The sequence below is a fragment of the Acetobacter lambici genome, assembly GCF_011516885.1.
GTDB classification, from domain to species: Bacteria; Pseudomonadota; Alphaproteobacteria; order Acetobacterales; family Acetobacteraceae; genus Acetobacter; species Acetobacter lambici.
This window is the reverse complement of the sequence record NZ_WOTD01000007.1, coordinates 1-14,476: the sequence shown is the minus strand read 5'-3', so window position 1 is coordinate 14,476 and position 14,476 is coordinate 1. Positions and strand designations below refer to the sequence as shown.

The 14,476-nt window shown below is 60.5% G+C and carries 12 protein-coding genes and 1 tRNA gene; 7 read left to right on the top strand and 6 right to left on the bottom strand.

Features of this window, described 5'->3' with window-relative positions; genetic code table 11:
- The first annotated feature begins 7 nt into the window (after positions 1-7).
- The gene (locus GOB86_RS05325; protein ID WP_165991339.1) at positions 8-1,105 is read left to right on the top strand and encodes a flagellin; all 1,098 of its coding nucleotides are present in this window, start codon (positions 8-10) and stop codon (positions 1,103-1,105) included.
- Between the two features lie 64 nt (positions 1,106-1,169).
- Here the strand turns inward: GOB86_RS05325 and GOB86_RS05320 are convergent, their stop codons facing one another.
- A complete protein-coding gene (locus tag GOB86_RS05320; RefSeq protein ID WP_165991338.1) occupies positions 1,170-1,658 on the bottom strand; it encodes a hypothetical protein in 489 nt (162 codons plus the stop codon).
- Here GOB86_RS05320 and metH point away from each other — a divergent pair.
- The 4 genes from metH to purF all read left to right on the top strand — a co-directional run bounded on the left by metH (position 1,657) and on the right by purF (position 7,665).
- Positions 1,657-5,163: a methionine synthase gene (gene metH / locus GOB86_RS05315; RefSeq protein WP_165991337.1), complete on the top strand. Its 3,507-nt coding sequence runs from the start codon at positions 1,657-1,659 to the stop codon at positions 5,161-5,163. The two genes, GOB86_RS05320 and metH, sit on opposite strands and share 2 nt — an antisense overlap.
- Before the next feature lie 32 nt (positions 5,164-5,195).
- A complete protein-coding gene (locus GOB86_RS05310; protein WP_253543711.1) occupies positions 5,196-5,540 on the top strand; it encodes a phosphoribosyl-ATP pyrophosphatase in 345 nt (114 codons plus the stop codon).
- Positions 5,541-5,606: 66 nt separating this feature from the next.
- Positions 5,607-6,131: a CvpA family protein gene (locus tag GOB86_RS05305; RefSeq protein ID WP_165991336.1), complete on the top strand. Its 525-nt coding sequence runs from the start codon at positions 5,607-5,609 to the stop codon at positions 6,129-6,131.
- 46 nt (positions 6,132-6,177) lie between these two features.
- Entirely contained in the window at positions 6,178-7,665 is a 1,488-nt protein-coding gene (gene purF, locus GOB86_RS05300) for an amidophosphoribosyltransferase (protein WP_165991335.1), read from the top strand.
- A 117-nt stretch (positions 7,666-7,782) separates the two neighbouring features.
- Here purF and GOB86_RS05295 read toward each other — a convergent pair whose 3' ends face one another.
- Complete coding sequence (locus GOB86_RS05295; RefSeq protein WP_165991334.1) at positions 7,783-8,565, bottom strand: acetoin reductase; 783 nt, start codon at positions 8,563-8,565, stop codon at positions 7,783-7,785.
- 218 nt (positions 8,566-8,783) lie between these two features.
- Here GOB86_RS05295 and GOB86_RS05290 point away from each other — a divergent pair, with 218 nt between their 5' ends.
- Positions 8,784-8,996, top strand: a complete 213-nt coding sequence (locus GOB86_RS05290; RefSeq protein ID WP_165991333.1) for a hypothetical protein — start codon at positions 8,784-8,786, stop codon at positions 8,994-8,996.
- A 182-nt stretch (positions 8,997-9,178) separates the two neighbouring features.
- Here the strand turns inward: GOB86_RS05290 and GOB86_RS05285 are convergent, their stop codons facing one another.
- From GOB86_RS05285 to GOB86_RS05275, 3 genes are read right to left on the bottom strand one after another with little or no spacing between them, the layout of a single operon-like run.
- Positions 9,179-9,886: a PqiC family protein gene (locus GOB86_RS05285; RefSeq protein WP_165991332.1), complete on the bottom strand. Its 708-nt coding sequence runs from the start codon at positions 9,884-9,886 to the stop codon at positions 9,179-9,181.
- A 4-nt stretch (positions 9,887-9,890) separates the two neighbouring features.
- Positions 9,891-11,597 carry an MlaD family protein gene (locus GOB86_RS05280; RefSeq protein ID WP_165991331.1) on the bottom strand — a complete coding sequence of 569 codons (1,707 nt, stop codon included), beginning with the start codon at positions 11,595-11,597 and terminating at the stop codon, positions 9,891-9,893.
- Entirely contained in the window at positions 11,594-13,072 is a 1,479-nt protein-coding gene (locus GOB86_RS05275; RefSeq protein ID WP_165991330.1) for a paraquat-inducible protein A, read from the bottom strand. Before GOB86_RS05275 ends, GOB86_RS05280 begins: the two co-directional genes overlap by 4 nt.
- 227 nt (positions 13,073-13,299) lie before the next feature.
- On the opposite strand from GOB86_RS05275, the gene GOB86_RS05270 reads away from it, so the two are divergent.
- Positions 13,300-13,375 (top strand) — tRNA-Thr (locus GOB86_RS05270).
- 410 nt (positions 13,376-13,785) lie between these two features.
- On the opposite strand, the gene GOB86_RS05265 is transcribed toward GOB86_RS05270, so the two are convergent.
- Positions 13,786-14,476: IS110 family RNA-guided transposase (locus tag GOB86_RS05265; RefSeq protein ID WP_165991329.1), on the bottom strand; the 691-nt coding region annotated here is incomplete at its 5' end.

The window sequence follows — 14,476 nt, the reverse complement described above, 5'->3', positions numbered from 1 at the left end:
TTTTGATATGAGTACTTCTATCGGGCAGTATGGCGCCAGCGCCGCAAGCCTCGTTCTTTCCGCCGGTGTGGAAAACCTGACCAACGCCCAGACCAATCTGGCGTGGCAGACCTCCAACAAAGGTATTATCTCGGAGACCTATGCGGGCCTTGGCACCTCACGCTCCAGCGTGTTTGAACTGACACCCAAAATTACGCAGGTCGCGGCCTGGCAGAGCAACATTACCAACGCCCAGAACAGCCTGACCGTTACCTCCACCGCCCTTACGCAGATTGTCTCGCTGGCACAGAGTATGGCCACGGATCTGCTGAGCATTGGGGGTTCAACCGAATCCTCCACGGTCAGCACGGTCTCCACCGAGGCGTCCAGCACCCTAAGCCAGCTCGCCACGATCCTGAACACCTCCACAGGTACGGGCTATGCGTTTGCGGGGCAGACCTCGACCGAAGCACCGGTCAATGACCCGACCAGCGTGGCCACAAGCAGCATCAGCACCCAGATTGCAAACACCATTAGCGCCCTTGCGTCGGGGTCTAGCGTGGATGACGTGCTACAGCAGGCCACAACGCTGATGAACGGCGACAGCTCCATTTTCTCAAGCACCATTTCCGACCCGACCAGCGCGACCGCTTCCCTCAGTCTGGCCAAGAGCCAGCAGACCAGCACGGTTACGGGGGACAGCACGACCAGCACCTACGGTGTTGTTGCCACTCAGGGTAGCGCAACGGATGCGAGCAGCACCTCTACAGGCTCCCCCATCAAGGACCTGCTGCGGGACATGATGCTGATTTCGGGCATGAGCGGCATGTCTTCCACCAGCACTGGGTATTCCGACCTTGTGACCCAGCTCCATACATCGCTGGTCAATACAACCAACCAGATCATCAACATGGAAACAACCGTGGGTGCGCAGCAGAACGCGCTGACCTCGCGCTCCACCCTGCTGACCAACACGACCACAGCCCTGACGACCCAGCTCGACGATGCCCGCACGACCGATATTGCTCAGGTGGCCATCCAGACCACCAACGTGCAGACAAGCCTGAAAGCCTCTTTCATGCTGATCGCGGACATGAAGGACATGACGCTGGCTAGCTACCTGTAAGCCACAGTCCCTTTTACCGACGGTTTGTAAACAGCCTGCTGGCCCACGCCATCAGGCTGTTTTTTTAAGGTTGCAGCGCGTAAAAAGCAGACAGAAAAATAGAAGTTTTAAGCTGGGTTTTATAAGCCCCCACCAGTTCGGGCGCGCACACCACCACCATAACCTCCAGCGGATCGCCCACCCCACGCACCCGGCTCTGCGCCTGCGTGAGCAAAAACTGGTCCAGCCCACCCCGCCCCACACAGCACAGGCAATGCCTGTCGTGCATACCCCCCTCCGGCGTGGCTCCGCTCCATTCCAGCACACAGGCCCACCCGTGCGTTTGCGCAGGCGTGGGCGGCGCGCTGGCAAACACAACTCCTCCTCTTTGCCGCCATGCTGCGCCTTGGGGTGCGTCCTCCAGCACAAAAAGAGGTATCCGCCCCCCACGCATTTGCGGCGGGGCATGTATGGCGGTGGACAGGGTTGCCTCTGTCTGGAATAAGGATGTGGCCTTGGCCCGATCCTGCGGCTGAGGCTTGTCCCCCCCACTGTTTCGGTCTTGTGCTGTCATGTCTTCTCGTCTGCCGCTTCTTGATGCCCTGCGTGATCAGGTTCTGCTCTGTGATGGAGGGATGGGTTCGCGTATCCAGATGCTCGACCTTGATGTCCAGCGTGACTACTGGGGACAGGAAAACTGCACCGAAGTCCTGACCCTGTCACGCCCTGAACTGATCCGCGAGATCCATCGCGGGTATTTTGAGGCCGGGGCCGACATGGTGGAGACCAACACCTTTGGCGCCTCCCCCATTACGTTGGGCGAGTTCGGGCTGACTGAGCGCACGCGTGAGATCAATCGTGCCTCCGCCATTCTGGCGCGTGAGGCCGCAGACAGCTTTGCCGATGGCCGCCACCGCTACGTGCTGGGGTCCATGGGGCCGGGCACCAAGCTGCCCTCCCTTGGCAATATTGATTATGACAGTCTGGAGGCAGCCCTTGCCGAACAGACCCGTGGCCTGATTGAAGGCGGCGTGGACGCGGTGCTGATCGAAACCTGTCAGGACACGCTCCAGATCAAGGCCGCGGTCAACGGTGTTAAAATCGCCCGGGCCGAGGCTGGCATACAGCTTCCCATTTTTGTGCAGGTCACGGTGGAAACCACCGGCACCTTGCTGGTTGGGCCAGACATTGCCGCCGCAGCCACGGTCATTAACGCGCTGGACGTGGACCTGATCGGCCTGAACTGCGCTACCGGCCCGCAGGAAATGGCCGAGCATGTGCGCTGGCTAGCCGAAAACTGGCCCCGCATGATTTCCGTCCTGCCCAATGCGGGCCTGCCCGAACTGGTGGACGGTGCGACCCACTACCCACTCAGCCCCGAGGACATGGCCACATGGGTCGAGCGCTTTGTGCAAGAAGACGGCATTAACATGACCGGCGGGTGCTGTGGCACCTCCACCCCCCATATTGCCGCACTGGACGCCATGTTGCGCCGCCGGGCGCAGGCCACGGGCCGCCACCGCCCTGCACCCGTTGCGCGCACCGCCGTATGGGTGCCCTCCGTTGCCAGCCTGTATTCGCAGGTGCCGCTACGGCAGGAAAACGCGTATTTTTCCATTGGCGAACGCTGCAACGCCAACGGCTCCAAAAAATGGCGCGAACTGCAAGAAGCACACGACTGGGACGGCTGCGTGGCCATAGGGCGCGAGCAACTGCGCGAAGGCTCGAACGCGCTGGACATCTGCACTGCCTTTGTCGGCCGCAACGAGCGGGAGGAAATGGACGAGGTCATTACGCGCTTCACCTCCTCCGTTAACGCGCCGCTGGTCATCGACTCGACCGAAACACCGGTGATCGAGGCCGCACTCAAGCTGCATGGCGGCAAGCCGATCATCAACTCCATCAACTTTGAAGATGGCGAAGGCCCCGCCGCCGACCGGCTGACCCTTGCGCGCAAGTTTGGCGCGGCCGTTGTGGCCCTGACCATTGATGAAGTGGGCATGGCCCGCAAACCCGAGGACAAGCTGCGCATTGCCGCCCGTCTGGTGGATTTTGCATGCAACAAATACGGTCTGCCCCAGTCGGACCTGATGATCGACCCGCTGACCTTCACCATCGCCACCGGGGCGGAGGACGACCGCAAGCTCGGCCAGTGGACGCTGGAAGGTATTCGCATGATCCGCGACGCCTTCCCCGATATCCAGATCGTGCTGGGCCTGTCCAACATCTCCTTCGGGCTGAACCCCGCCGCCCGCGCGGTGCTGAACTCGGTGTACCTCGACCTCGCGGTCAAGGCGGGCATGACGGCGGCCATTGTGCATGTCTCCAAAATTCGCCCGCTGCACCTGATCGCCCCAGAAGAGGTCAAGGTTGCCGAAGACCTGATCTTTGACCGCCGGACCGAGGACTACGATCCCCTGCAAGCCCTGCTGGCCCTGTTCGCAGACCGCAAGGCGTCTGAGGCGGTCAAGCGTAAGCAGGCCGAAACAGCGGAAGAACGCCTGAAGGACCGCATTGTCGATGGTGACCGCAAGGGGCTGGAGGCCGACCTTGCCGAAGCCATGCAGACCATGGCCCCGCTGGACATCATCAACACCGTGCTGCTCGACGGCATGAAGGTGGTGGGCGAACTGTTTGGCGCGGGCAAAATGCAGCTCCCCTTTGTGCTGCAATCCGCCGAGACCATGAAGACCGCCGTGGCGTGGCTGGAACCCCACATGGAACGGGCCGAGGGCCAGCAGCGCGGCACAATCGTACTGGCCACGGTCAAGGGCGATGTGCACGACATTGGCAAAAACCTTGTGGACATCATTCTGACCAACAACGGTTACCGCGTGGTCAACCTTGGCATCAAGGTGCCGGTAGCAGACATGATCGACGCTGCCCGTAAGGAAAAAGCGGACGCCATTGGCATGTCCGGCCTTCTGGTCAAGTCCACCGTGATCATGCGCGAAAATCTGGAAGAGATCGCCCGTGCGGGGCTGGATACCCCGGTCCTGCTCGGTGGTGCCGCCCTGACCCGCAACTACGTGGAAGAAGACTGCGTAGCCGCCTACAACCCCACCGGCCGCGTGGCCTATGCGCGCGATGCGTTTGATGGTCTGACCCTGATGGACCAGATCGCCCAGAACGGATTTGACGGGTATCTGGCAGCCATTCAGAAGCGGCGCGAGGGCAAGGCCACCCGCAAGAACGCCCGCACGCCAGAGGCAGCGGAAACACGCGGCTACGGCCCTGTGGACAAGGCCGAGGTCGCCACCCGCCGCGCGCGCATGAACGCGGATGAACCCCGCCTTGTGCCCCCGTTCTGGGGTGCCAAGGTGCTGGAGGCCACGCCAGAGGCTGTTCTGCCGTTCCTGAACGAACGCGCTTTGTACCAGTTCCAGTGGGGCTTCCGTAAGCAGGGCCGCTCCTTGGACGAGTTTCTGGTCTGGGCACGGCAGGAGCTGCGGCCCATTCTGCAACGCATGCTTAAACTGGCCGCGGATGAGCATATCCTCAAGCCACAAGCCTGCTACGGCTACTGGAAAGCCGCGGGCGATGGCAACGACCTTGTTCTGTTTGAACAGGACGGCACAACCGAGGCCGCCCGCTTTGCCCTGCCCCGCCAGCCCCGCGCGGATGGCGACTGCATTGCCGACTTTGTGCGCGACATAAACGACCCCGAGCGCGACGTGGTAGGCCTACAGGTTGTGACCGTAGGGCAGAAAGCCTCCGACATTGCCCGCGACTGGTTTGAGGAAAACCGGTATCAGGATTACCTCTACCTGCACGGGCTTTCGGTTGAGATGGCCGAGGCCATGGCCGAATACACCCACAAGCGCATCCGGGCCGAGCTGGGCTTTGCCGCCGAAGACCCGCGTAACATGGAAGACCTGCTCCAGCAGGGCTACCGTGGGTCGCGCTATTCGTTCGGTTACCCCGCCTGCCCCCGGCTGGAGGAACAGAGCAGTATTCTCACCCTGCTCGATGCCGGGCGTATTGGCGTATCCCTGACCGATGGGGACCAGCTCCACCCCGAGCAGTCCACCTCGGCACTGATAATCATGAACAAACACGCCAAATATTTTACCATCTGATTAGCCGGGCATTGACCAGCGGGGATGGTGCTGTGCATCATCCCACAATGGTCTATTCCCGCCCGCATCAGGTCCCCCCGCTTACTCAGGAACGCAAAGACCTGTATATGCAGGTGGGCCAGCACGCGACCGGCTGCACAGCCGCTTTTATTGATGCGCGGCGTGCGGACCTTGTGCGCGAGAGTGCCCTGTTCTTGCAAACCCTGAGCCATATGTGGGTGCAGGACGGCGTGGACGAGGCCGATGTCTGGACCGAACTGCTGCGCCGGGTAGAAGTGTCCGACCTGCTGCACAAGCTCAACCAGCCCCCCCACCGCAAAAAGAAAAACGGTAGCCCCAGCAGGCCATGGCGCGTTACCACCAGCAAGCTGCCCTAGGCTACATGGCCTTTATGCTTTTTTCCCTCTTTCCTCCGCCCCGTGGGGGCCTGTAAACCTGCTCCCATGGCAGCCATTGATGCAATATCCCTGACAATTGTGGCCCTTTCCACCCTGCATGGGCTGTGGCGGGGATTTACGCAGCTTGCGCTGGGCCTACTCAGCTGGGCCGTGGCGTTTGTGCTGGCTTTTCGCTTCCATTCCGTGCCCGTGCTCTGGCTTGCGCGGTTCATCCACTCCCCCACGGGGTTGCAACTGGCCAGCTTTGCGCTGGTGCTGCTGTTTTTTCTGGTCGCGGGGTATCTGCTGGCGGCATTGGTGGTGCGTCTGGTGCGCGCAACACCGCTGGACGGGCTGGACCGCACGCTGGGCGGGCTGTTCGGGCTGGTGCGCGGGGCGTGCGTGGTGGTGCTGCTGTTTATGGCCGGGCAATGGCTTTTGGAGCCCGAGGACATGGCAGCCATAGAGGCACATGGGCGACTGACCCCTTATATTCGCGCCGCAACAACCTATATCCACCCTTATCTGGCTGAATTTGACGCAAAAGGGGTTGCGCCAAAGCGTCCAACAGGTCATGACGCCACCTTGTAATCCCCATACGGCCAGTACCAGCCATTTGCGGAGGCCCTGCGCGCTTATGCACCCCCATTCCACGCCGTCCGTTTCCCTCCCCGATCCTGTCCGTGCGGACGAGGACCACCTGCAAGAGGAATGTGCCGTCTTTGGCATATGGAACGCCAAGGACGCAGCAACACTCACAACCCTTGGGCTGCATGCCCTCCAGCACCGCGGGCAGGAAGCGGCTGGCATTGTCTCCTTCGACCCTGCCCATGACCGCTTTAACTCCCACCGTGGGCTGGGCCTTGTGGGCGACGTGTTCAGTGACTCGCGCGTTATGGCCACACTGACTGGCACCCGCGCCATTGGCCACAACCGCTACGCCACCACAGGGGCCACCCTGCTGCGCAACGTGCAGCCTTTGTTTGCCGAATTCGCCTTTGGCGGTCTGGCCGTGGCCCATAACGGCAACCTGACCAACGCGGACACCCTGCGCCGCGAGTTGATCCGCCGTGGCTGCCTGTTCCAGTCCACCACGGATACGGAAGTGTTCGTGCACCTGATCGCCATATCGCTCTACGCCACGGTGGAAGACCGGCTGATTGATGCGCTCAAGCGGGTTACGGGAGCGTATTCGCTTGTCGTTCTCTCGCAGGATGCGCTGATCGGTGTGCGGGACCCCATGGGCGTGCGCCCGCTTGTGCTTGGCAAGCTGCCAAGCGAAGGCGGCAAGGACGGTGCCTGGGTTCTGGCGTCTGAAACCTGTGGGCTGGACATTATTGGCGCGGAATTCGTGCGCGATGTGGAACCGGGCGAACTGGTTGTGATCAACGACGACGGTGTGCGCTCCCTGCGCCCGTTTGGAGATACGCAGCCGCATTTCTGCGTATTTGAATACATCTACTTCGCCCGTCCCGATTCCGTGCTCGAAGGTCTGCCGGTTTACAACGTGCGCAAGGAAATCGGGCGTAAACTGGCCCATGAGAGCGGGGTAGAGGCCGATGTGGTCGTGCCTGTGCCCGACTCTGGCGTGCCTTCGGCCATTGGCTATGCAGAGGCCAGCGGCATTCCGTTCGAGCTGGGCATTATCCGCAACCACTATGTGGGCCGCACCTTTATTGAGCCCACAGACCAGATCCGTCATCTGGGGGTTAAAATGAAGCACTCGCCCAACCGCCCCATTCTGGACGGCAAGCGGGTTATTCTGGTGGACGACTCCATTGTGCGTGGCACCACCTCGCGCAAGATCGTGGACATGGTGCGCGCGGCCGGGGCAAGTGAGGTGCATATGCGCATCTCCTCCCCCCCGACCAAGCACTCCTGCTTTTACGGGATTGATACGCCTGAACGCAGCAAGCTGCTGGCTGCGCAGAACGACCTGCAAAAAATGGCCGAACTGATTGGCGTGGATAGTCTGGCCTTTATCTCGCTCGACGGCCTGTACCGCGCCATGGGGCATGAAAGCCGCAAGGCCAGCCGCTCCACTTACTGCGATGCCTGCTTTACCGGCGAATACCCCATTGCGCTGGTGGACCATGATGCGGAATACGGCCCCGGCTCCGCCTGAGCCACGCGACCTACCCTGGCGGCCTTGGGCCTTGCCTGCGGCCACATGATAAAAAAACCCCCGCCAGAGACCTGCTCTGGCGGGGGTTTTTGTGACCGGGTGTTCTGGGCCCGCGCGTTAGCGGTACACCATACCCCCATCAATCAGGATCGACTGGCCGGTCACGTAATCGGAATCGGGGCCAGCAAACCACGAGACAAGACCCGCTACATCATCGGGTGTTTCCGCACGGCCAAGGGCAATGCCGTCCACGAACTTTTTGTAGGTCTCGCCCACGGGGGCACCGGTCAGGCTGGCGAATTCCTTGTCAATTTCCACCCACATATCCGTGCCCACAACGCCGGGGCAGTAGGCGTTTACGTTAATGCCGTGGCAGGCATATTCCTTGGCGGCAGCCTGCGTAAGCCCACGCACCGCAAACTTGGTGGAGGAATAAACCCCCAGCAGGGCGTAGCCCTCGTGCCCGGCAATGGAGCAGGCGTTAATGATCTTGCCTTTACTCTTGCGCGCAATAAACTTGGCGGCGGCAAGCTGAATGCCCCACAGCGTGCCTTCCACGTTAATGCGGTAAATACGCTGGATTTCCTCTGGTGTGACATCGGCCAGCGGCTTGATCTGGGCAATACCGGCGTTGTTGACCATAATGTCAAAACTGCCCAGCGTGCTTTCCGCATGGTCAATAGCGGCCGCCACCTGCGCACGGTCGCCAATATCGGCAACAAAGCTGGTTGCCTTACGGCCCAGTGCCTCAATCTCCTTAACCACACCTTCCAGACGATCCTCGCGGATGTCCACCAGAGCAATGTCTGCGCCATCCTTGGCCAGCCGCAGGGCAATGCCACGGCCAATACCCTGACCGCCACCCGTAACCAGCGCCACTTTTCCTGTAATATCCGCCATGAGGACCTCTCGCATGTGATGAGAAACGAGGCGAGCGTAGTGCAATAACAAAAAAAAGCCATCACCAAAAAAAGAGCCCACGCACGACTGGTGCGAAGGCTGGCTTTTATTCGGATCTATGCTGCCCGCACCAGATTTGACGGACCGTAAACCGCCGGACTGGCCGGGTAGAGGCACTTTGCATGTGCAGCGGGTATGGCGCAGGCAACGCCCCTCCCATGCACCATGAAAACAGACCTGCGGGGAGCCGTGCAGGCTTTATTTTTTGTACTTTGGCGCACCAAAATTCAAATACAGAAGAAAAACCAAAGGCACAAACCCAATACCTCCAGCAAAGCACAGAACAACCGAGGCTGTATAGAGCAGTATTTTTTGCGCTTTTGTCAGGTTTTGATACCATTGCTGCATTTTGCAATCCTTTATTGACTTAATCATAAGCCCAATAGAGTCCGATTTATGCATATGCTGCGTGGTATTGTCGATTTAAATGCTAAAATTTTCTATGTTTTTCTTCAAATACCGTCCCATAACCGCCATAGGCCAGGCTGGCCATCCCCCATGCCCGCAGAGTGTGGTCCTGTCCGACCCCATCCTGCGCGCATGGGCGCACCCTTTATTTGGAGTGCGCCTGCGTAGCGGACTGGGCGGCATCCTGCGCTGCGGCAGCGGCCGTGGCGTTGGGTGCATCGGGCGGGAGCAGCCGAATCTGCCCGGCGGCCACATCCGCCAGTTGCCCCAGAAGCTGGCTGAGCCCCTGTACCATGGTCATGGTGCTGCCACCGGGGGCACCACTCAGGCTGATACGCTGGAGCGTACCCTGCCCATAGGGCGCACCCGCTGCCGCAGGCTGGACGGAGAGCATGGCGTCCAGTTCCACATTGCCCGATGGCCCGGTGGAAAAGCGGCTGACCGAGAGGTCCACATACACCTGCGGGTCTGCGGCGGCAGCATCGTTTTCCACAAACACGCCGGTGCCGGGCAGGCGCTGGGCCAGATCACCCGCCAGTGCGTGGCCGATCTGGCTTGCAAGGGAATCGCTCCATGCATCGGAGGTGGAAACACTCAGCCTGTAACCACTATCAGCCGTGACAATGCGGTCCCGGTCCAGACCGGAGGCAATGGTGGGCCGGCGCACCTCCACATAACGCGGGCCACCTGCAAGGGGCTGCCCGGGCACTACCGCCAGCGTGTAAAGTGCGGCCCCACTGCTGGCGCAGCCCGTAAGGGTAAGCGCCATAAGCCCCAAAGAGGCCCCACCAGCCAGAACATTACGGCGGGAAAGACCAGCCCCAGCCAGTCCATAAGGTTTAACGCGAGCCATGATCTTATCGTCCCGATATCAGCGCGGAGGGGTGGTTGGTCAGGAAGTCGGACAAAAAGCGCAGTGAGCGCGCGGTCTGCCCAAGCTGGATAACCATGGCCTGAAGGCTGCGCTTGAAGTCGCTGTTGCCACCGTAGCTTGCCAGCAGGCGGTTGGCGTTGTGGAGCATCTGGTCCAGTTGCTCGGCCATGGCGGGCAGGCGCTGACTGAGCGGGGCCAGCCCTTTTTGCAGGTCCTGCGTAAGCGCCTGAAAATGCTGCATGGACACACGCAGGCTGGCCAGGGACTGTTTGACATCCGGACTGGTCAGCGTTTCGTCCGCATGGGCCAGCAGGTTGTTGGCGTTGGTGCCAATCTGCTCGAACGGCATGGCCGCCAGACGGTCTGTCAGGGTGGAAACGGATTCCATAATCCCGCCCATGCCCCCCGGCTGACCGGGGATGACAAGTGTTGTCCCCTCCATGCTGGTGGTCGCTTTGCCCGCGTTCTTGACAAAGTTGAGCGAGATCAGGCCCTCCCCCGTCAGCAGGCTGGCGCTGTCGGTGGAGGCGCGCAGGCCATTGGCCACCAGTGTGCGCAGCATGTCCGTCACTTCCTCATGCGACAGCTCCTTGGAGGTCATCACACGTTCGGGCTGGATTTCCATGCCAATGCGCACGCGCGGGTGGCCGGGGGTGGAGGTCATGTCCAGTTTCACACTGGTCACGTTGCCCACCTGAATGCCAAACATGCTGACCTCGGCCCCCGGAGCCAGCCCCTTGACGGAGGATGTCAGGTACGTGGCCAGTGGCACGCGCTCATGGTACCCGGCATTCTGGGCATCTTCCTCGCTCTCATAGAGCTTGAACACCGTGTTGGCCGCGGCCATGGGCAGGTCGCGCTGGGGCTTGCCCTCCTCCAACGGGGGCAGGCCAAAGGCCACCCCACCAGAGAACAGTGCCTGCAACGACTGCAACTGCACCTTAAGCCCGCCTGCACCAAAACCCACCTTAACGCCAGAGACGTTCCAAAAGCGTGTGGTCCCGTTCAGGTAATGATCGTAGGGTTCTTTGACAAAAATCTGGATCAGCACCGGCCCACGCCCGCCCGGCGGCATGGTGTAGCCCAGCACTTCCCCCACATCCACATCGCGGAAAAAGACCGGAGCGCCCTGCCCGATGGAGCCAATATTATTGGCCACCAACGTATAGGTCTGGCCCGGCTGGTCCGAGCGCATGCCCGGTGGCGCCTCCAGCCCTTCAAACTGGTCCATATGCTGGCCAGATGTGTGGCCATTTTCGTCCAGTCCGGGGTCAAAGGCTATGTAGGCCCCCGACATAAGCGTTTCCAGCCCGGTAATGCTGGCCCCGTTAATGCGCGGGCGCACAACCCAGAACCGGGCCTTGTCGGTCAGCATGTCGTTGGTGCCCTTGTTCATGCGGATCAGCACACGAACATGGCGCAGGTCGGTGGTGAGGGAGATGTTCTGCACCGTTCCCAGCACCACGGACTTGTTTTTGACCTGTGTCTGCCCACTGGTCAGGCCGTCGGCTGTGTCAAAAATAACGGTAATTTCCGGCCCGTTATCCATAAAGCTGCGCCAGACCAGAAAGCCCGCAATCAGCACCGAAACAATGGGAATGACCCAGATGATGGAAAACCGGATCCTGCGCACCAGCGCATCCTGATTGTCACTTTCACCATGTTTTGGAGAATTGTGCCTGTCGTTCACGCCCTGTCCGGCTCCATATTGTTCAAATACGCGGCAGTTGTCTGCGGCGCGGGGGCGGATGCTCCCCGACCGGCAAGGCCGCAATCCTCTTGTGCGTCATTATCGCCCACAACATCCCACATAACGCGGGGGTCAAATGCATGCACCGCAAAAATGGTCAGCACCACAACGGCGGCAAAGCAGACCATGCCCCCGTTGGCCGTAATGCTGGCCATGCTGTTAAAACGGACCATGGCCACCAGAATGGAGACCATGAACACATCGATCATGGACCACCGGCCGATCACGTCGATCACACGGTACAGTCTGGTCCGCACCACCAGCCAGCGGCCCGAGCGCCGCCATGTGGTAAAGAGCATGAACAGCAGACCAAAAATCTTGAGCACGGGCACGGTCACACTGGCAAACAGCACCAGCAGCGAGAGCGGGATCATCCCGTCCTCCCACAGTTCCACCGCCCCTTCTATAATGGTGTGCCCCGTGCCCCCACCCAGCCGGATAACGGTCATGACCGGGTAGATATTGGCAGGCAGGTAGAACACCACGGCGGAAATAAGCAGGGCCAGTGCGCGCATGCGGCCATTGGGCTTGCGGCGGTGCAGCACATGGCCACAACGCGGGCAAAAGCCCAGGGCCTCGGTCGTGGGCATGGCCTCCTCAAACGCCAGCACCGCCCCGCAGGACAGGCACGATGCCATATGCGATGGCGGCGGCAGGGGCGTGGTGCGCTCCACGCTCTCACACGTCAGGCGGATGCGTTTGTTGTCCATGCGGCGCAGGCTGCGGTCGGTCTGCCTGCGCTCCCAGATCAACTCCGTATCCAGCGTGGCATCGGTGGCGGACATGGTGAGCATCAGCCCCGAGACCAGAAACACCGCCGCCCCGATCTGCACATACGCCAGATCGGACAGTTTGGTGTAGGCCACGAACACGCCCAGAATATACACTTCCACCATGGACCACGGGCGCAGGCGTTCGTACCATTTGAGCAGATGCGGCACCCAGAAGGGCAGCTTGGGCTGCAACGCCCCCACCAGAATGGACAGCATCATGCCAATGACCAGACCGGGCACAACAATGGTGGCAATGGCCACCAGCACGCCCACCTCGCCCCAGCCTTCATGCAGCAGTTCAATCGGGCCGGTCAGAATATTGACCGTGCGCTGGCGGCCATACAGGTCCAGCATCATGAGTGTTGAGGCCAGCATGGCAAGGTAAAGAGCTGCCGAACTAATGCAAAAGGCCAGCGGTGTGGCTATGGGGGATGTGCGGTTGCGCCGGTCCAGCAACTGGTTGCACCGGCAGCAGCGCGCCTGTGTGCCCGGGGCAAGCTCTGGCAGAATCTGGTAATGCCCGCAGCACGGGCATTCCACCACCCCGCGCAAAAGCCGGGCGTGCCGTTCCTCATCAACTGGCACATCCTGCCCCGGAAACAGGGCCTCCCGCAGCAGGGCCATGACTTGCGTTGCGTTCATCACTTTTATTCTTAATACCAACCGCCCCCCCTGTAACTGAAAAAACAGTATGGCACCCCTGCCATACAGACCTGCGCCCAGCGCTTTTGTGCTCCGCCCCCCCCAAAGCAAAGAATAAAAAACCGGCCCACACCGGAATATGGGGGAGAAAAGCCCCCTTTACTGCCGTAATGGATGTTGCATGCTCTGAATGATCATGATAGTCAGCCTACCGCACACACTGCTGTGCCCGCTTAGCTCAGTTGGTAGAGCACATCATTCGTAATGATGGGGCCGATGGTTCGAATCCGTCAGCGGGCACCACCTTTTTCCCTAAATTGTCATATGCTTTGCTGCACGCCACTGGCGCGTTTACAGCGTTACGCAAGCATGCCCGCATGACCAAAGCACCAGACGACGCACATCCCGCGTGCTCCGCAGGTGGAGGGATCGACGCGGATTTCTTCTGTGGTTGCCGTCCGTTATGCAAGAGTTTTCTGACCCATATTGACGTGTGATCGTGTGCGGTCTTCTGTAAGGCCTGTTGATGTGGCCTTTCAGAAGCCACTGGCCAGTATGGTGATCAGCGGATCAGATCCAAATCTCACAGGCGTGCTTTAAAGCACAGAGAAATCCACTGGTTTTTCCGATCCGGATCAGACGATCATGCGCCCATTCAGGTCATCGCCCTCTCACACCCCTACCGGTTCCATCCGCGGGAGCCGAGCCATCGCTCAGGCTGCCACGGACAGGGCCGGATCCCGATAATCCTCCTGTTTTGTTGCCATGGCCCAGATGGCTCGTGCCATCCTGTTGGCCAGCGCAATGGCTACCAGCATACGGGGCTTGCGGGCCAGCATCCGTGCCAGCCAGCTTCCCGGTGCAGGGGCCTTACGGCTGGCCCAGTTCACCTGGGTCATGGCGCCCATGATGAGAAGCCTGCGGATATCAGCCTGCCCGGCTTTTGATATCTTCCCCAGCCTTTCCTTTCCGCCAGATGAGAACTGACGGGGCACCAGCCCCAGCCACGCAGCAAAGTCGCGCCCGCGCCGGAAGCTCTGCAGGTCAGGCGCAAAAGCTTCAATCGCAAGAGCGGTCAGAGGACCCACTCCAGGCATGCTCTGCAATCTGCAGGTGTTTTCACTTTCCTGGGCAAGCATCCTGATCTTCTTTGTTCTGACATCAATCCGCACACTCTGCTCCGAAATCTGTCGCAGCAGATCAAGGCATTCCTGCTTCACAGCCTCTGGCAGAACCGCCTCATCCAGCATGGCTTCAATGTGTCTGATATGCGCAATCCCCTGTGGCACGACGAGACCGAATTCATACAGAACGGCACGCAGGGCATTCACCAGTTCCGTGCGCTGGTGCACCAGACGCTGCCGGGCCCGGAAAAGAACGCCACGCGCCTGCTGCGCTTCAGTG

Excerpts from the sequence above, each read along its gene's own strand:
- GOB86_RS05295 (WP_165991334.1), bottom strand. The coding sequence starts at position 8,565 with ATGGCGGATATTACAGGAAAAGTGGCGCTGGTTACGGGTGGCGGTCAG.
- GOB86_RS05325 (WP_165991339.1), top strand. The coding sequence starts at position 8 with ATGAGTACTTCTATCGGGCAGTATGGCGCCAGCGCCGCAAGCCTCGTT.
- GOB86_RS05320 (WP_165991338.1), bottom strand. The coding sequence starts at position 1,658 with ATGACAGCACAAGACCGAAACAGTGGGGGGGACAAGCCTCAGCCGCAG.
- GOB86_RS05290 (WP_165991333.1), top strand. The coding sequence starts at position 8,784 with ATGCACCATGAAAACAGACCTGCGGGGAGCCGTGCAGGCTTTATTTTT.
- GOB86_RS05305 (WP_165991336.1), top strand. The coding sequence starts at position 5,607 with ATGGCAGCCATTGATGCAATATCCCTGACAATTGTGGCCCTTTCCACC.
- metH (WP_165991337.1), top strand. The coding sequence starts at position 1,657 with ATGTCTTCTCGTCTGCCGCTTCTTGATGCCCTGCGTGATCAGGTTCTG.
- GOB86_RS05275 (WP_165991330.1), bottom strand. The coding sequence starts at position 13,072 with ATGAACGCAACGCAAGTCATGGCCCTGCTGCGGGAGGCCCTGTTTCCG.
- GOB86_RS05285 (WP_165991332.1), bottom strand. The coding sequence starts at position 9,886 with ATGGCTCGCGTTAAACCTTATGGACTGGCTGGGGCTGGTCTTTCCCGC.
- purF (WP_165991335.1), top strand. The coding sequence starts at position 6,178 with ATGCACCCCCATTCCACGCCGTCCGTTTCCCTCCCCGATCCTGTCCGT.